The sequence below is a fragment of the Klenkia terrae genome (genome assembly GCF_900491935.1).
In the GTDB taxonomy this organism is placed as follows: Bacteria; Actinomycetota; Actinomycetes; order Mycobacteriales; family Geodermatophilaceae; genus Klenkia; species Klenkia terrae.
In genome coordinates, this window is sequence record NZ_UEXK01000004.1 from 2,759,294 (window position 1) to 2,776,662 (window position 17,369).

14 protein-coding genes are annotated in these 17,369 nt (G+C 73.9%); 9 read left to right on the forward strand and 5 right to left on the reverse strand.

The window, feature by feature from the left end; translation table 11 throughout:
- Positions 1 to 75: 75 nt before the first annotated feature.
- A complete protein-coding gene (locus LFA75_RS13885; RefSeq protein WP_225236063.1) occupies positions 76 to 1,068 on the forward strand; it encodes an IS481 family transposase in 993 nt (330 codons plus the stop codon).
- A gap of 6 nt (positions 1,069 to 1,074) precedes the next feature.
- On the opposite strand, the gene LFA75_RS13890 is transcribed toward LFA75_RS13885, so the two are convergent.
- Genes LFA75_RS13890 through LFA75_RS13900 form a run of 3 tightly spaced genes read right to left on the reverse strand, consistent with a single transcriptional unit; the run spans position 1,075 to position 4,626 of the window.
- The gene (locus tag LFA75_RS13890) at positions 1,075 to 2,394 is read right to left on the reverse strand and encodes an oligosaccharide flippase family protein (RefSeq protein WP_225234218.1); all 1,320 of its coding nucleotides are present in this window, start codon (positions 2,392 to 2,394) and stop codon (positions 1,075 to 1,077) included.
- Entirely contained in the window at positions 2,391 to 3,566 is a 1,176-nt protein-coding gene (locus tag LFA75_RS23865; RefSeq protein ID WP_263639379.1) for a glycosyltransferase family 4 protein, read from the reverse strand. Before LFA75_RS23865 ends, LFA75_RS13890 begins: the two co-directional genes overlap by 4 nt.
- The gene (locus LFA75_RS13900) at positions 3,550 to 4,626 is read right to left on the reverse strand and encodes an LCP family protein (protein WP_225234219.1); all 1,077 of its coding nucleotides are present in this window, start codon (positions 4,624 to 4,626) and stop codon (positions 3,550 to 3,552) included. The genes LFA75_RS23865 and LFA75_RS13900 overlap by 17 nt, the downstream gene beginning before the upstream one ends.
- A 102-nt stretch (positions 4,627 to 4,728) precedes the next feature.
- On the opposite strand from LFA75_RS13900, the gene LFA75_RS13905 reads away from it, so the two are divergent.
- The 7 genes from LFA75_RS13905 (at position 4,729) to LFA75_RS13935 (ending at position 13,913) form a co-directional block, all read left to right on the forward strand.
- Positions 4,729 to 5,568, forward strand: coding sequence for a hypothetical protein (locus LFA75_RS13905; protein WP_225234220.1), 840 nt, complete (start codon positions 4,729 to 4,731; stop codon positions 5,566 to 5,568).
- 213 nt (positions 5,569 to 5,781) lie between these two features.
- A complete protein-coding gene (locus LFA75_RS13910) occupies positions 5,782 to 8,613 on the forward strand; it encodes a DUF7402 domain-containing protein (RefSeq protein ID WP_225234221.1) in 2,832 nt (943 codons plus the stop codon).
- 120 nt (positions 8,614 to 8,733) lie between these two features.
- The gene (locus LFA75_RS13915; RefSeq protein WP_225234222.1) at positions 8,734 to 9,744 is read left to right on the forward strand and encodes a glycosyltransferase family 2 protein; all 1,011 of its coding nucleotides are present in this window, start codon (positions 8,734 to 8,736) and stop codon (positions 9,742 to 9,744) included.
- Positions 9,741 to 11,018 (forward strand): class I SAM-dependent methyltransferase, encoded by a 1,278-nt coding sequence (locus tag LFA75_RS13920; protein ID WP_225234223.1) that lies wholly within the window; start codon positions 9,741 to 9,743, stop codon positions 11,016 to 11,018. The genes LFA75_RS13915 and LFA75_RS13920 overlap by 4 nt, the downstream gene beginning before the upstream one ends.
- 10 nt (positions 11,019 to 11,028) lie before the next feature.
- Complete coding sequence (locus tag LFA75_RS13925; protein WP_225234224.1) at positions 11,029 to 11,892, forward strand: sugar phosphate nucleotidyltransferase; 864 nt, start codon at positions 11,029 to 11,031, stop codon at positions 11,890 to 11,892.
- A gap of 3 nt (positions 11,893 to 11,895) precedes the next feature.
- Positions 11,896 to 12,576, forward strand: a complete 681-nt coding sequence (locus tag LFA75_RS13930; protein WP_225234225.1) for a PIG-L deacetylase family protein — start codon at positions 11,896 to 11,898, stop codon at positions 12,574 to 12,576.
- Positions 12,573 to 13,913 (forward strand): protoporphyrinogen/coproporphyrinogen oxidase, encoded by a 1,341-nt coding sequence (locus LFA75_RS13935; RefSeq protein WP_225234226.1) that lies wholly within the window; start codon positions 12,573 to 12,575, stop codon positions 13,911 to 13,913. Before LFA75_RS13930 ends, LFA75_RS13935 begins: the two co-directional genes overlap by 4 nt.
- A gap of 4 nt (positions 13,914 to 13,917) precedes the next feature.
- On the opposite strand, the gene LFA75_RS13940 is transcribed toward LFA75_RS13935, so the two are convergent.
- Entirely contained in the window at positions 13,918 to 14,856 is a 939-nt protein-coding gene (locus LFA75_RS13940) for a TIGR03621 family F420-dependent LLM class oxidoreductase (protein ID WP_225234227.1), read from the reverse strand.
- Positions 14,853 to 16,067 carry a class I SAM-dependent methyltransferase gene (locus tag LFA75_RS13945; RefSeq protein WP_225234228.1) on the reverse strand — a complete coding sequence of 405 codons (1,215 nt, stop codon included), beginning with the start codon at positions 16,065 to 16,067 and terminating at the stop codon, positions 14,853 to 14,855. The genes LFA75_RS13940 and LFA75_RS13945 overlap by 4 nt, the downstream gene beginning before the upstream one ends.
- 55 nt (positions 16,068 to 16,122) lie before the next feature.
- On the opposite strand from LFA75_RS13945, the gene rfbG reads away from it, so the two are divergent.
- Entirely contained in the window at positions 16,123 to 17,334 is a 1,212-nt protein-coding gene (rfbG, locus tag LFA75_RS13950) for a CDP-glucose 4,6-dehydratase (protein WP_225234229.1), read from the forward strand.
- Positions 17,335 to 17,369 lie beyond the last annotated feature (35 nt).

Consider the following 17,369-nt stretch of genomic DNA (forward strand, 5'->3'; position numbering starts at 1 on the left):
TCTTGTGGAGGGAGGACCTCCGGACGTGGAGTGGAGCTGCTGAAGGCACCCATTCCCCGGACTCCGGAGGTCCTCGTGACCCACGCTAACGCCGCTTTGACCCCCAAGCACCGACTGCGACTGGCTCGGGCGGTGGTCGAGCAGGGCTGGACGCCGGCCTACGCGGCCACGGTGTTCAACGTGTCGGCACCCACGGCCCGCAAGTGGGCCGACCGCTACCTGGTGGGCGGGCCCGCGGCGATGGAAGACCGCAGCTCACGACCGCACCACTGCCCGCGCCGCACCCCGGCGCCGGTGGTCCGCAAGATCGTGCACCTGCGGTGGAAGAAGCGCCTGGGCCCGGTTCAGATCGCCGGCCGGCTGGGGCTGGCGGCTTCCACCGTGCACGCGGTGCTGGTGCGCTGCCGGCTCAACCGGCTTTCCCACGTCGACCGCGCCACCGGCGAGCCGATCCGCCGCTACGAACACGACCACCCCGGCTCACTGATCCACGTCGATGTGAAGAAGCTGGGCAACATCCCCGACGGCGGCGGTCACCGCTACGTCGGCCGCCCACAAGGCGACAAGCACCGCGCCGCCACCCCGGGCAAGCCGAAGAACGCGCACCACAACCCGAAGATGGGCACCGCGTTCGTGCACACCGTCATCGACGACCATTCCCGCGTGGCCTACGCCGAGATCCACGACGACGAAACAGCGGCCACCGCCATCGCCGTCCTGCGCAACGCCACCGCCTGGTTCGCCGCCCGCGGGGTCCCCGTGCAACGGGTCTTGAGCGACAACGGGTCGGCCTACCGCTCGCACGCATGGCGCGAGGCCTGCGCCGAGCTGGGCATCACCCCCAAGCGCACCCGGCCCTACCGCCCGCAGACCAACGGCAAGATCGAACGCTTCCACCGCACCCTCGCCGACGGCTGGGCCTACGGCCGGATGTTCACCACCGAGACCGCACGCCGTAAGGCACTACCGGCCTGGCTACACGAGTACAACCATCACCGGCCCCACACCGCGACCGGATCCCGACCGCCCATCACCCGCCTGAACAACCTCTCCGGTCAGTACAGCTAGGCCCGGTCAGGCCGGCGTCGTGACCGCGGGGTCCACCCGGGCGGTGCGACGGTCACCCCGGCGGAGCAGCAGCAGGCTGCCCAGCAGGAGCACCGGCTCACGGCTCAGCGAGGCCCAGGCAGCGCCTGCCGCGCCGAATCGGGCGTCGAGCTGCCAGTGCGCCAGTACGCAGACGGTGAGCGCCAGGAACTGGACGGCGGTCAGCCCGTAGGCCTGTCCCCGCGCGACGGCGAGGGCCTGCAGCGGCACCCCGGCGGCCGCGATCGGCAGGGAGAACAGCAGGATCTGGAAAGCGATCGGGTCCGCCCCGATCCGCTCGCCGAAGAACAGCGGGGCCCACCACCCCGCGCTGACCGACAGCACCAGCGCGGCGGCGAGCAGCAGCCCCAGGCCCATGCCGGAAGACAGCAGCGCAGCGCGGCGGGAGTTGTCGATGCCCTTCTCGCGGGTGGCACCGAGCCGGGCCGCCGGGATGACCCCCGCGGCCAGCAGCACCAGCACCCCGCCGAGCGCGTTCTGCAGCTGCGACGCCGGGGCGTAGAGACCGGCCACGGTCAGCCCGGCGAACACGGTGACCAGCAGGGCGTCGGCCCGGTTGACCACCACGTTGATCAGACTGTTGAGGGTGTGCGGCGCCGACGCCCGGATCGCCAGCAGCATCCGCGCCCGCCGGTCACCGGGCCGGTTCGCGAACGCGGTCCGGACGCCGTCCAGCCGGGTGCGGACCCGCCACAGCGAGTACAGCAGGGTCACGACCTCGGCCCCGGCCAGGCCGCCCAGGAGGAACGGCACGAGCACCGCGCCGTCCAGCACGAAGGCCAGCGGTGCGGCCACGCACAGCACCAGGCGGCCGGCGAACAGGGCCTCGCTGACCACCCGGAACTCGTGCAGGTAGCCCAGCACGGCCTGGACGAACAGCGAGGCGGAGAAGGCCAGCCCGCCCAGCGCGACCAGCACGACCTCGGCCACCGAGAGGTCCCACAGCAGCTGGGCCACCACGACCCACCCCACGGCCACGCCCCCGGCCAGCCACAGCCGCAGGGTCACCAGCGAGGCCACGGCCGCCGAGCCGCTCTCGCGCCCGGCGAGCTGCTGCTGGATGTAGGTGCTGGTGCCGGCGTCGGCCGCGGCCGCCACCAGGAGCATCGCGCCCTGCAGGGTGAACAGGAACCCGAGCTCGCTGACGCCCAGCACGCGGCTGGCCACGACGGTGAACACCACCATGGCGACCTTGGTGACCAGCTGGGAGACCGCGTTCCAGCCCGCGGCCTTCGCCAGCAGGGCGACGACCGGGTTCTGCAGCCGGCTGGCCACCCATTGCCTCACGGCCGGGCCAGCAGCTGCAGGTAGCGCCGGGCCTGCCCCGCGGGGCTGAAGCGATCCTCGGCCCGTCGGCGCGCGGCGCGACCCATCTGCGCCCAGGCGGGTCGCTGGTCCAGGACCGTCGCCAGCTGGTCGGCCAGCGCGGCGGTGTCGAGGGTGTCCATCAGCCAGCCGGTCTCGCCGTCCACGACCGTCTCCGACGGCCCGCCGCTGCTGGTCGCGACCACCGGCCGCCCGGCGCGCATCGCCTCGACCACGCTGAGCCCGAACGACTCCACCCCGCGGTTGACGCAGATGGCCAGGGAGGCGGTGGCGAGGAACGTCTCCGGGTGGTCGCTGGCCGGCAGCAGCCGGATCCGGTCGCGGGCCGGGCTCGTGGCGACCAGCGCCCGGACCCGGTCCTGGAACACCGGGTCGTGGGAGCCGCCGACCAGGTCGAGCGCGAGGTCGGCCAACCGGGGGTCAGCCAGTGCCTCCACCAGGAGGTCCTGCGCCTTGTCTTCGGCGATCCGGGCGATGCATACCGCGCGCAGCGGTGCGTCGACGAGGTCGGGCACGGTGGCGAAGACGTCGGCGGCCGACAGGTGCATCACGTCGGCCGCGGGACGGCCGCCGTGCACGCCGAGGGAGGACAGCGTCGACCGGCTGTTGGCCAGCACGTGCACGTCCAGCACCCGGGCCAGCAGGCGGTAGGCCAGCCGGGCGGGCGCGCTGTCCCGGACCGGGCGGGTCAGCTCCCACACGCAGGTCGCCCCGAGCAACCGGGCGGTGATCGCCCCGGCCGGCACCAGGGCGGGGGACACCACGTGCAGGTGCGTCACCCCGGCCAGGGCCGGGTGCCGGCGGGCGACCCGGACGAAGGAGACCATCCACGCCAGCAACCGGACGGCGTCCCGGAGCGCCCCGGGCCCGCGGCGGGATATGTAGGGCGGGTCGGGCAGGTCCAGCACCGTCAGCGGCAACCCCGCTGCGGCCACCTCCTCGGAGGTCTCGCCGGCCCGGGCGCTGAGGCAGGTGACGGTGGCCCCGAGCCCGCGGACCTCGGTCATCAGGTTCACCACGCTGCGGGCGACGCCGTAGCCCTCGCCCCCGGCGACCACCCAGGCGATCGAGAGCCGGTCCACCGGCAGGTCGGCGGGCGCCGGAGCGGTGCCGCGGTCAGTTGACGACGTCACCCAGCGCCTCGTCGGTGAACTCGTCGGCGTTCTGGCCGAGGGAGTCGGTCTGCAGGTAGCCCCACATGCGGGCCCCGGTCACGTCGTCGAGGTAGACCACGCTGGCCGCCCCCTCGGTGCCGGTGCCCAGCACGGGCGCGGTGAAGAAGTCGATGCCGTCCGGGGTGATGCCCCGGGCGGACAGCACCAGCTGCAGGAGGTCGGTCGTGCTGAGGGTGTCGTCGACCGCGATGGAGCCGGTGACCGCGGTCAGCACGGTGTCGATCTGGTCCAGGCTGGTGAACGTGCCGGCGGCGAACAGCTTGCCGAACATGGAGCGCAGGTAGTTCTGCTGGCGCTTGACCCGGTCGAAGTCGCCGCCGGGCAGGTCGTAGCGCTGGCCCACGTACCAGCGGGCCATGTCGCCGTCCAGGTGGTTGGGGCCGGCGGTGAACGTGTACGGACCGTTGGACGTGGTCGTGGCGACGTCGACGTCGACCCCGCCCAACGCGTCGGTCATGGAGATGAGCTCGTCGAAGCTGATCGCGGCGTAGTGGTCGATGCGCACGCCGGTCACGGCCTCGACGGTCTGGATCAGCAGGGTGGGGCCGCCGTAGGCGTAGGCGGCGTTGATCTTGTTCATGCCGTAGCCGGGGATGTCCACCCACGAGTCGCGGGGGATCGAGATGACCTGCACGTGCTGGCGGTCGCCGGAGAGCCGGGCGACCATGATCGCGTCGGACCGGGCGTCGGGCAGCTCGCCGGCCACGATGTCGGCCCGGGTGTCCGACCCGACGAGCAGGAACGTCACCGGAGCCGCCGTCGTCGCGGTGACGGGGGTGGCCTCGGCGGGCCGGGACGACTCGTCCAGACCGTCGAAGACGTCGGACACGCGGGCGACGTTGCCGGCGTAGCGGTCGGTCACGTACCAGGCGCCCCCGGCGACGAGCAGGGCGAGCACCGCGGTGAGCACCCCGAGGCCCAGGAGCGCGCGTCGCAGCACCCGGCGGCGTGGCCGCCGGGGCGGCTGCTCGTCGGGCAGCTCATCGTCCAGTTCGTCGGGCTGGAGATCGTGGTCCATGGGGTCCCCTGTCGTGGTCGTCGATGAACCTACGGCCGGGTCGGGCAGGAGGTGTCGCCGACGTCCCGGGCGGTCGCCCGGACGGGTGAGGTGTGCCGGCGGGTGCTCAACCGGCGGTCCGGGGAGGTCGAGACCCACCTGGTGCACCCCGAGCCGTCCCCGATCGCCCCCACCGCGCCGATCACCGGTGCAGGTCGTCGGGCCGGCGATCCGGGCGGGCGAACCTGGGCGCAGACCCGGGAGCTGCTGCTCGCCTCGCTGGTCGCGCCGGTGCGGCCACCCACGCGGGTGGTCACGGTCCTGGCCGGTGCGGTGCTCCTGGCCGAGACGACCGGGCTGGTCGTCCGTCGCGCCTGCGCGGTCGGCTCCTGCAGCGAGGTCGCCGGCTCCTGGGCGCTCCGGTGGGACATGGACGCGCTGGGGTCGGTCCCGCGCGCACTGATCACCGGACTGCTCGCCGTCGCCGCGCTGGGCTGCCTGCGCGGGTTCCGCCGAGCCGGCCACGGGGGAGCTGCCGTGTGGTGGGCGGTCCTCGGCGCCGGGTGCGCCGCCCTCACCGTCGCCAAGCAGACCTCCCTGCACTCCCTGGTCGAGGGCCGGCTCGCGGGTCTGCTGCCGGGCATCGACATCCAGCTGCTCTTCGTGGTGACCAGCCTGGTCGGGCTGCTGACGGTGCTGGTCGCCGGCCGGTGGGTGCGCCGGGAGACCCGGACGGTCGTCGTCACCTGGCTCGGCCTGTACGCCCTGGCCAGCGTCGGCCTCGCCGCCGTCACCGTGGTGCTGGCTCCGCTGGGCTCCGTGGTCGCCGATCTGGCCACCTGGGTGGAGGAGTGCGGGGAGGGCCTCGCCGCGGTCGGGCTGCTGGCCGCCGTCCGGGTCTCCACCCGCGACCTCGGTCGCCGCCGACCGACCCCCACGACGCCGAACGACCACGCACCGTGACGCCACTCGAACGCATGCAGAAGAGACACCTCCGTATCACCAGTTCAGGTGGCAAGCGATGCACTCTGCTCCGTTCGCCCGCTACCTTCCGTCACGCCCCGAGCGGGGCAGTAGGTGATGGAGGAACACGTGCGTCGGTTGGCGAGGATGACGACCCTCGGGGTCAGGACACGCGGGGCCTCGGCCCAGCGGGCTGGCCGTCGGCTCGCCGCGGTGGTCGCGTTCGCGCTCGTCGGCGGGTTGGCCGTCGCCGGGTCGGTCACGCCGGCCGCTGCGGCGTCCGGGTGCACTGTCGACGTCGTCGCCCACCCCGACGACGACCTGTTCTTCATCAACCCGGCCGTGCAGGCCGACATCGCCGCCGGCACATGCGTGGCGACGGTGTTCGTGACCTCCGGCGACGCGGGACGGGGCACGAGCTACTCCCGCGGGCGCGAGACCGGGATCGAGGCCGCCTACGCGTCGATGGCCGGGGTCGAGAACAGCTGGTCGACCAGCACGACCGTCGTCGCCGGGCACACGCTCACCCAGGCGACCCTGCGGAGCGCTCCGCAGATCGTGCTCACCTTCCTCCGGTTGCCCGACGGGAACCCCGACGGCAGCGGCACCTCGAGCTCGGGGTACACCAGCCTCCAGTCCCTCTACACGGGCGCGATCAGCTCTCTCACGACCGTCGACACCCCGGCAGAGACCTACACCGTGTCCAGCCTGGTGCAGACGCTCGGCGCGGTGATGTCGTCCTTCTCCGCGGACGTGGTCCGCACGCTGGACAACGTGGGCAACTTCGGCGGCGGCGACCACAGCGACCACTACACGGTGGCCCGGTTGGCGACCCAGGCCCGCGCGTCCTCCGTCCCCTCTGCCCAGCTCGTCAGCTACGCCGGGTACCCCGCCGAGGCCCTCGCGCCCAACGTCGCGGGTGACGCCCTGGCGCGCAAGCGGAACGCGCAGTTCGTCTACGCCCAGCACGACGACAACGTGTGCGGCAGCATCGATGCCTGCCAAGGGCGCAACGAGGAGCGCTGGATCACCCGCAACTACCTCGCCAGCCAGGTGCACCCGACGGTGGGCACCGGCACCGGCAACGTGGCCGCGCTGGCCAGCGTCAGCGCATCGTCGGGTAGGCCTGGCCAGGGCCCCGAGAAGGCCGTCGACGGCGTCGTCAGCGGGTACCCGGACAACTCGGGCGCAGAGTGGGCCAGCTTCTCCGGCGCCGCAGGGACCTCGTTGCAGCTGAACTGGGCCGAGCCGTTCCAGCTGGACACCGTCGTGCTGTACGACCGCCCGAACCTCGCCGACCAGGTCCTGGGCGGGACGCTCACGTTCACCGACGGCACCACGGTCGCCGTCCCGGCCCTGGACAACGCCGGGGCGCCGGTCACGATCACCTTCCCCGCCCGCACGACGAGCAGCGTCCGCTTCACCGTCACGTCGGTCAGCCCCACCACCGAGAACGTCGGGTTGGCGGAGATCCAGACCTGGACGTCCGGTTCGACACCCGCCCCGACCACACCCCCGGCCCCCACGACGACGCCGGCTCCGACCACGACGGCGGCTCCGACCACGACGCCGGCTCCGACCACGACGCCGGCTCCGACCACGACGCCGACGCCGGGGACGAACGTCGCCGGTCGAGCTTCGGTCGCGGCCTCCTCGGCGAATGCCTCGACGGGGCAGACGGCCGCCAAGGCGGTCGACGGCGTGGTCTCGGGGTTCCCGGACGACTACACCGCTGAGTGGGCGACCGACGGCGGTGGTGTCGGCAGCACCCTCACCCTGACCTGGACGACCCCGGTCACCCTGGACAAGGTGGTCCTGTACGACCGTCCCAACGCCAGCGACCAGGTCACCGGGGCGACCTTGGCCTTCTCCGACGGCACCTCCGTCACCGTGCCCTCGCTGGCCAACTCCGGGACCGCCACCACGGTGTCCTTCACGGCGCGCACGGTCACCCGGCTGACGTTCACCGTCACCGCTGTCAGCGCCAGCACGAGCAACGTGGGGCTGTCGGAGATCCAGACGTGGACCCCGGTGGCGACGACCACGGCTCCCACGACGACGCCGGCTCCGACCACGACGCCGGCTCCGACCACGACGCCGGCTCCGACCACGACGGCGGCTCCGACCACGACGGCGGCTCCGACCACGACGGCGGCTCCGACCACGACGAGCACGGCAGCTGCGCGCAACGTGGCCGGTCAGGCCGCCGTCAGCGCGTCCTCGCAGAACACCTCGACCGGGCAGACCGCGGCGAAGGCCGTCGACGGTGTCGTGGGCGGGTACCCCGGTGACGCCACGACCGAGTGGGCCACCGACGGACGCGGGACCGGCAGCACCCTCACCCTGAGCTGGGCAACCCCGGTCACCCTGGACAAGGTGGTCCTGTACGACCGTCCCAACGCCAGCGACCAGGTCACCGGGGCGACCCTGGCCTTCTCCGACGGCACCTCCGTCACGGTGCCCTCGTTGGCCAACGCGGGGACCGCGACCACGGTGTCCTTCGCCGCCCGGACGGTGACCCGGCTGACCTTCACGGTGACCTCGGTGAGCTCGGCGACGAAGAACGTCGGCCTCTCCGAGCTGCAGGCCTGGACGCCGGCGACCGCGGCACCCGTCGTTGCCCAGAACGTCGCCGGGGTGGCGTCGGTCACGGCCTCCTCGCAGAACACCGCGGCCGGCCAGGGCGCGGCCAAGGCGGTGGACGGCGTGGCCGCCGGGGCGCCCGCCAACCCGACGGCGGAGTGGGTGACCAACGGCGGGGGCCGCGGGGCAACCCTCACCCTGACCTGGGCCACGCCGGTCACCCTGGACCGGGTCGTGCTCTACGACCGGCCGAACCTGTCCGACCGGATCACCGGCGGCACGCTGACCTTCTCCAGCGGCAGCCAGGTCTCGGTCCCGTCGCTGTCCAACTCGGGTGCGGCCACGACCGTCTCGTTCAGCACGCGGACGGTCACCCGGATGACCTTCACGGTGACCTCCGTCAGCCTGCTCACCACCGACGTGGGGCTGGCCGAGATCCAGACCTGGACCCCGGCGTCCTGAGCCGTGGTCACCCCACGGGGGTGACCACGGCCGACATCCCTTGACCTCCGATCCGGAGGGGGAAAGGGTCAGCGCACAGCTCCGACTCATGTCCGGGGTCCGACGGGGGGTGGGGGACAGGTGCCGGAGACGGACGCCCCGCTGGTGACCGTGGCCATCCCCACCTTCCGCCGGCCGGACTGGCTACGGCAGGCCATCGACAGCGCCCGGGCGCAGACCGTCCGCGACGTCGAGATCCTGGTCTCCGACAGCGACGGGTCCCCCGAGATCGAGGACCTGGTCGCGGACTACGGAGATCCCCGGCTGCGCTACCGCAGCAACGAAGGGCCGACCGACGGGCTGCAGAACGCCCTGGCCATGTACCGCGACTGCCGGGGCCGGTTCGTCGCCACCCTGCACGACGACGACTTCTGGGACCCCACCTACCTCGAGGTCATGCTCGCTCCGTTGCAGGCCCAGGACGACATCCTGCTGAGCTTCGCCGACCACTGGGTGGTCGACGCCGAGGGGCGGGTGCTGCCGGCCGAGACCGAGGCCACGACCGCCGAGCGGGGCCGCTCCCGGCTGGCCGCGGGCCGCATCCAGCCCTTCGTGCGGGAGTGCATGGTCGACCGCGCCGTGTTCTTCGTGGTCGCCACGGTCTTCCGCAACGGCGCCATGGACTGGGACGACGTCCCCGCCGAGGTCTCCCCGCCCTACGAGGTCTGGCTGACCTGGCTGGCCAGCCGCGACGGTGCGGCCGCCTGGTATGTCCCCGACCGGCTGTCCTACTACCGGCTGCACGGTGCCTCGGCCGCGCACAGCACCCGCCTCGAGGTGCCCCAGGTGCACACCTTCGACCGGGTCCTCGCCGACCCGCGCCTGGGCGACCTGCGGCCGGAGGTGCTGCGCGCCAGTGCCCCCTTCCGCGCCAGCCTGGCGTGGTCGCTGCTGGTGGAGGGCGACCCCGCGGACGCCCGCCGTCAGCTGCGCGACGCATGGGCCGCCGGGGCCCGCGGTGCCGTGGTGCTGGGCCTGGCGGTGTCGGTGCTCCCGCGCCGCCTCCGCGCCGGGCTGGTCACCCGCATCCGGGCCGTCCGCGCCCACCGCCGCCTGACCCACCGACCGACCGAGCAGGAGTCCGCCCCGTGACCCGTCCCGCGACCCTCCCGACGACCCTGGCAGGGCTGTCCGCCCAGGGCGGCGGTGCGTGCCGGCTGTGCGATCGACCGCTGACCGACGTGTTCGTCGACCTCGGCATGTCCCCGCCGTGCGAGAGCTACGTGCCCCGCGAGCGGCTGGAGTCCCCGGAGGTCTTCTACCCGCTGCGGGTGTGGATCTGCGCGAACTGCCTGCTCGTCCAGCTGCCCCCGCACGTGCCGGCCGAGGAGATCTTCTCCGACTACGCCTACTACTCCTCCTACTCCTCCTCCTGGGTGGCCCACGCGGAGCGCTTCGTGGACACCTCGGCCGAGCGTCTCGGCCTGGGCGCCGACAGCTTCGTGGTCGAGGTGGCCAGCAACGACGGCTACCTGCTCCAGCACGCCGTCGCCCGGGGCATCCGGGTGCTCGGCATCGAGCCCGCGGGCAACATCGCCGTCGACGCCGAGGCCCGGGGCGTGCCCACCCGGGTGGCCTTCCTGGGGGCGGAGGAGGGCGCGGCGGTCCGCGCCGAGCACGGTCCGGCCGACCTGGTGGCGGCCAACAACGTCTTCGCGCACGTCCCCGACGTCCGGGACTTCTCCGCGGGTCTGGCCGCACTCCTCGCCGACGACGGGTGGCTCTCCATCGAGGTGCCGCACCTGATGCGGCTGATCGAGCGGGCCCAGTACGACACGATCTACCACGAGCACTTCTCCTACTACACGCTGCTCACCGCCCAGCGGGTGCTCGCCACGGCCGGTCTGGTCGTGGTCGACGTCGAGGAGCTGGCCACCCACGGTGGCTCGCTGCGGATCTGGGCCCGGCACCAGCAGCACGCCGGCACCGGGACCCCGGCCGTGGCCGCGCTGCTGGCGGAGGAGGCGGCCCGCGGGCTGCACACCCTCGAGGGCCACAGCGGGTTCGCCGCCGTCGTCGACCGGGTCAAGCGCGACCTGGTGGCGTTCCTCTCCGCCGCCGCGGCGGAGGGGCGGACGGTGGTCGGGTACGGCGCCCCGGGCAAGGGCAACACGCTCCTGAACCACTGCGGGATCCGCAGCGACCTGCTGGCCTTCACCGTCGACCGCAACCCGCACAAGCACGGCATGTTCCTGCCGGGCACCCACATCCCGATCCTGCCGCCCGAGGCCATCGACGAGGTGCGGCCGGACTACGTGCTGATCCTGCCGTGGAACCTCCGCACGGAGATCAGCGCGCAGCTGGCCCACGTCCGTGACTGGGGGACCCGCCTGGTGGTCCCCATCCCCGCACTCGAGATCGACTGAGGAGCTCGCCGTGAAGGTCGTCCTGTTCTGCGGTGGCCACGGGATGCGGATGCGCGACGGTGGTTCGTCGGTCCCCAAGCCCATGGTCATGATCGGTGGTCGGCCGCTGATCTGGCACGTGATGCGCTGGTACGCCCACCACGGGCACACCGAGTTCGTGCTGTGCCTGGGCTACGGCGCCGGCTTCATCAAGGACTACTTCCTCCACTACGAGGAGACCGCCAGCAACGACTTCGTGCTGCGCGGGGGGCGTGAGGTCGACCTGCTCTCCAGCGACCTCACCGACTGGACCATCACCTTCGTCGACACCGGGCTCAACAGCAGCATCGGCGAGCGGCTGCGCCGGGTGCGGCACCTCGTCGAGGGGGACGAGTACTTCCTGGCCAACTACGCCGACGTGCTCAGCGACGTCCCGCTGCCCGACGTGGTGGCGACGTTCCTGGCCGGCGACGCCACGGCGTCGTTGACCGCGGTGCCGCCGCAGTCCTCCTTCCACGTGCTCGACATCGGTGAGGACGACCGGGTGTCCGGGCTGCAGCCGGTGAGCCGGTTCCCGATCTGGGAGAACGGCGGGTTCTTCGTCTTCCGGCCCGAGCTGTTCGACGCGCTGCTGCCGGGGGAGGACCTCGTCGACGGCGCGCTCGCCCGGCTGGCCGCGGCCGGCAAGCTCGCCGCCTACCGGCACGCCGGGTTCTGGGTGCCGGCCGACACGGTGAAGGAGCACGCGCAGCTGGAGGAGCTCTACCAGTCCGGCCGCCGGCCGTGGGCGGTGTGGGAGCCGTCCGCCGCCGCGACCCCGGAGGCAGGCACCCGGACGGTGACCGACGTCGACCGCACCCCGTCCGCCCTCGACGGCGCCCTCGACCGGATCTGAGCCGTGCTGGCCCTCCTCCCCGCCGACCTCGGCCGTCCGCTGCGGGTGCTCGCGGTCGGCGCGCACCCCGACGACGTCGAGATCGGCGCCGGGGGCACCCTGCTGCAGCTGGTGGACCAGCGACCCGACACCGAGGTCGACGTCCTCGTCCTCACCGGCACCGCCGAGCGCGCCGCGGAGGCGCGGGCGGCGGCCGACCTGTTCCTCGCCGGCGCCCGGCACACGGTGACCGTGCACGACCTGCCCGACGGCCGGCTGCCGGCGCACTGGGACGCGGTCAAGCAGGTGCTGGAGGACCACGCCGCCGCCGCCCCCCGCCCGGACCTCGTCATCGGTCCCGGCCCCGACGACAGCCACCAGGACCACCGGCTGATCGCCGAGCTGCTGCCCACCGTCTTCCGCGGTGTGCTCACCCTGGGCTACGAGATCCCCAAGTGGGACGGCGACCTGGGCCGCCGTCCGGTGTACGTGGCCCTCGACCCGGCCACCGCCCGGCGCAAGGCCGAGCTGCTGGCGGCGTCCTACCCTTCCCAGCGGGGCCGCGCCTGGTACGACGACGAGGTCTTCCTCGGGCTCGCGCGGCTGCGCGGGGTCGAGTGCTCCTCGTCCTACGCCGAAGCGTTCAGCTGCGCGAAGGCCGTCCTGGCCTTCGCCCCCACCACCCCCGAGAGGCCCGGCGCATGAGCTCCGACCCCACTCCTGTCCCGGTCGCCGTCCTCGGCTCGGGCATGGCCGCGATGGGCGCGGCCCACGCGCTGCGCGACGCCGGCCGCGAGGCCGTCTGCTTCGACGCGAAGTCCTACGCCGGCGGGCACACCGCGACCTTCGACGCCGGCCACGGCTTCCTGTTCGACGACGGACCGCACCTGTCGTTCACCTCCGACGAGCGGGTCGCCGGCGTCTTCGCCGACGCCGTCGACGGTCGGTTCCGCACCGTGCAGGCCCACATCGACAACGTGTGGCGCGGGCACCGGGTGCGCCACCCGGTCCAGCTCAACCTGCACGGTCTGCCCCCCGAGCTCGTCGTCGACGTCCTGGCCGACTTCGTCGCGGAGTCCACCGGCCCGCAGCGGTCCGTCGAGCACTACGCGGACTGGCTGGTCTCCTCCTACGGCCGCACGTTCGCCGAGACCTTCCCGATGGTCTACGGCCGCAAGTACCACACGACCGAGCCCGAGAACGTGACGACCGAGTGGCTGGGTCCGCGGATGTACCGCCCGGACCTCACCGAGATGCTGACCGGGGCGCTGGACGCACCGCGGGAGCACAAGCACTACGTCACCGAGTTCCGCTACCCCGAGCGCGGTGGGTTCGGCGCCTACCTGGCCGGGATGCGGCGCGGGCTGGACGTCCGGCTGGACCACCGGGTGGTGGGCATCGACCCCGCCGCCGGGACGGTGCGGTTCGCCGACGGCAGCGCGGTCACCGCGGAGGCGATCATCTCCTCCATCCCGCTGCCGGACCTGGTGCCGCTGGTCGACGGGGCACCCGCGGCGGTGCTGGCCGCGGCCGCGGCGCTGTCGTGGAGCTCGGCGATGGTGGTCAACGTCGGGGTCGCGCGGGAGGACCTGTCCCCGGCGCACATCACCTACTACTACGACCCCGACGTGGTGTTCCCGCGGCTGAACTTCCCGCACATGCTCTCCCCGCACGTCGTACCGGCCGGCGCGGGCGCCATCCAGGCCGAGGTCTACCACTCGCACCGCTACAAGCCGCTGCAGCAGACCCCGGAGCAGGTGGTCGAGCGGGTGCTGGCCGACCTCCGGCGGGTGGGGGTCCTGCGCGAGGACGACGAGGTCCTGGTCGCCGAGGCCCGCAACATCGAGTACGCCAACGTCATCTGGGACCACCAGCGGGCCGACGCCGTCGCCACCGTGCACGCCTGGCTGGCCGAGGTGGGCATCGCCCGGTGCGGGCGCTACGGCGACTGGGACCACGCCTGGACCGACGAGTCCTACCTCAGCGGCGAGCGGGCGGCCGCCGAGGTGCTCGCCCGCACCCCCGCCGCCGCGCTGCGCTGAGCGGTCAGGTCCCGGCCAGCCGGGCGACCAGGGGGGCCAGCCCGTCGAGGTCGGCCCCCAGGTTGAGGTAGCTGAACCCGTAGCGCTCCCGCACCTCCTGCAGGCGGTCCACGCACTCGTCGACGTCCCCGACCAGCACCGCCGGGGAGTCGGCCAGGGTGTCGCCCGCGGCGGCCATCAGGGCGGCGAAGCTCGAGCTGGGCGCGGGGGCGTCCCGTCCCACCCGGCTGTGGTAGACGCTGAACTGCAGCTCGGGGTCGCGACCGGCGGCGGCGGCGGCCTCCCGCACCCAGCCGACCTTCTCGGCGACCCGCTCGGCCGTCAGGTCCGCGACGGCCTCGGAGTCCTGCACCCCGGAGCGCAGGGTGCAGTGCACCCCCACGACGTCGGCGGTCCGGGCGGCCAGCTCCAGCATCCGGCGGCCGCCACCGCCGACCAGCAGCGGCGGACGGGGCGCCTGCACCGGCCGGGGCAGACCGGTGAGGTCCTGCACCCGGTAGTGCTCGCCGGCGAAGGTCAGCGGCTCGGGACCGAACAGGCCGGTCAGCACGGCCAGGGCCTCCTCGAGCCGGTCGATCCGCACGCCCGGTCGGTCCATCGGGATGCCCGCCGCGGTGTAGTCGGCGGCCATCCAGCCGGCGCCGATGCCGACCTCGACCCGGCCGCCGCTGAAGACGTCCAGGGTGGCCAGCGCCTTGTGCAGCAGGACCGGGTGCCGGTAGTCGTTGGCCAGCGCCAGGGACAGCACCCGCAGGGACGTGGTGGCCTCGGCGGCCACCGTCATGGCGGTCAGCGGCTCCAGCACCCAGCCGCTGCTGAGGTGGTCACCGATGGACATCGTGGTGAACCCGAGGTCCTCGATCCGGCGCACCTCCGCGCGCCAGGCAGCCGGGTCGGTCCCCAACCGCGGGGCCGGGGCGATGAAGCGGAAGGGCCGGGTCACGGGACGAGCTCCAGGGTGGGCAGCGGGAAGAGGAAGCGGGTGCCCCGGGCACGCAGGTCGGCGAGCTGGGCCAGCACCTCCTCCCGCAGCGGCCACACCAGGACCAGGACGACGTCCGGCGGGTCCGCGGCGAGCTCCTCGGGCGCGCACACCCGGGTGCCCGCACCCGGGAGGAACCTGCCCTGCTTGGCCGGCGAGCGGTCGGCGGTGCGCGGCAGCTCGGACGCGGTCAGCCCGCAGAGGTTCAGCAGCGTCGTCCCGCGGCTGGGGGCGCCGTAGCCGGCCACCCGTACCCCGTCCCCCAGCCCGGCCAGCGCATCGCGCAGCGCGTCGGGCAGCCGGAGGGTCCGGTCGGCCAGCGGACGCCAGGCCGCGGGGTCCCCGAGCCCGGCCTCGGCCTCGGCGGCCAGCACCTCGGCGACGCCGCCTTCGGGCCGCGCCCCCTCGGCGGTGGACCGGGCCTGCACCCGGACGACGCCGCCGTGCAGGGTCAACGGCCGGGCCGTGGTCACGGTGAGCCCGTGCCGGCCCAGTGCCGCGGTCAGGGCGGTCAGCGACAGGTAGCTCCGGTGGGCGTGGCAGACCACGTCCACCTGACCGCCGAGGAGGATGCCCAGGGCCGAGTGGAACTCGACCGCCAGCCGGCCGCCGGGGGCCAGCGAGCCGGCGAGGACCTCGACCGCGGCGTCGAGGTCGTCGGCGTGGCTGAGCGTGTGGTTGGCCAGGACGAGGTCGAACTCGGGCACGGCAGCACCCCGGACGTTGCCGTCGCGGACCGTCGTGGTGGTGCCCGCTGCGGTGGCCTGGTCGGCGAGGGCGCCGTCGCGCTCCCACCCGAGGACCTGGTGACCCGCCGCGGCGAACGGGCGGAGCAGCCCGCCCGAGCCCGACCCGACGTCCAGCACCCGGCCCGCGGGGGGCAGGTCGGCCATGAGCTCGGCCGCCCACCCGGCCTCGTGGTCGAGGACGGTGCCGGAGAAGGCGCTCCCGTGCCCGTGCGCGGCGTGGGCGAGCACCGGCGTCAGGGCGTCGAGCTGGACCAGCCCGCAGCTGCGGCAGCAGCCCACCGCCAGCCGGTGCCGAGGAGCACCGCGTGCGTCGTCCGGGCTGTCGGCCAGGTCGTCGGCGACCGGCTGGTGCCCGAGGTCGAGCACGGTGGTGACGGCGGCGTCGCGGCAGGATCGGCAACGACCGGCGGGCTCGTCGGGCACCGTGACCCCCTCGGTCGGTCCTAGGCTTGCGCACCATGTCCTACCAGGTCCGGCCATGACCGCTCCTCATCCCTCGGCACTGCGTGGCCGGGACGTGCTCGTGACCGGGCACACCGGCTTCAAGGGCTCGTGGTTGGCGCTGTGGTTGGCCGCGCTGGGCGCGCGGACCACCGGGTACGCACTGGCGCCGGAGACCGACCCGGCGCTGTTCGAGGTCGCCGGGGTCGCCGACGTCCTGCACGACCACGTGGTCGGCGACGTCCGCGACCGGGACGCCGTCGACGCCGTGGTCGCCCGCTCCCGGCCCGACGTCGTGCTGCACCTGGCTGCCCGCACGGTGGTGAGCGAGGGGTACCGCCGCCCGGCGGAGGCGTTCTCGGTCAACGTCGACGGCACGACGGCGGTGCTCGACGCGGTGCGGGCCGCCGACCGGCCGTGCGCCGTCGTGGTGGTCACCAGCGACAAGTGCTACCTGAACGACGAGTCCGGCCGGCCGTTCAGGGAGACCGACCCGCTCGGGGGGCACGACCCGTACAGCGCGAGCAAGGCCGCCCAGGAGCTGGTGGTCCAGTCCTACCGGCGTTCCTACTTCGACCCGCAGGCCCAGGCCGCGGCGGGCTGTCCGGTGGTGCGGCTGGCCTCCGGCCGGGCGGGCAACGTCATCGGCGGCGGGGACTGGACCGAGGACGGCCTGGTGGCCGACCTGGCCCGGGCCCGGGCCCGCGGCGGCGAGCTGGTGCTGCGCAGCCCGCACGCGGTGCGGCCCTGGCAGCACGTGCTGGAGCCGCTGTCGGGCTACCTCACGCTGGCCGCGGCGTTGCTGCAGGACGACGCCGACGCCCTCGCCGGCGCCTACAACTTCGGCCCGCACCCCGAGGACGACGCCACGGTCGCCGAGCTCGTCGACGGGCTCAGCACCGCGTGGGGGCCGCTGGCCGACGGCTCCCGCGGTTGGCGCAGCGAGCCCCACGAGGACCTGGGTCACGAAGCCGGGGTGCTCCGGCTGGACGTCGAGCTGGCCGCGCGGGCGCTGTCCTGGACCCCGACCTGGCGGCTGGGCGAGACGCTGGGCAGGACCGCCGACTGGTACCGCGGGTTCGGGGCGGAGCCGGCCAGTGCGCGCGACCTCTGCCTCGAGGACATCGCGGCGTTCGAGGGCGCGGTGTCCGGGAGCGCCACGCGGGGCAGCGCCGGCGCCGGCCCCGGCACGTCCAGGAGCGACGCGGACAGCTCCCGGTCGAGCGGCGACGTGACCCCCACCGGCTGAGGGACGAGCTGGCCGTCCCCCGCCAGCTGGTGCAC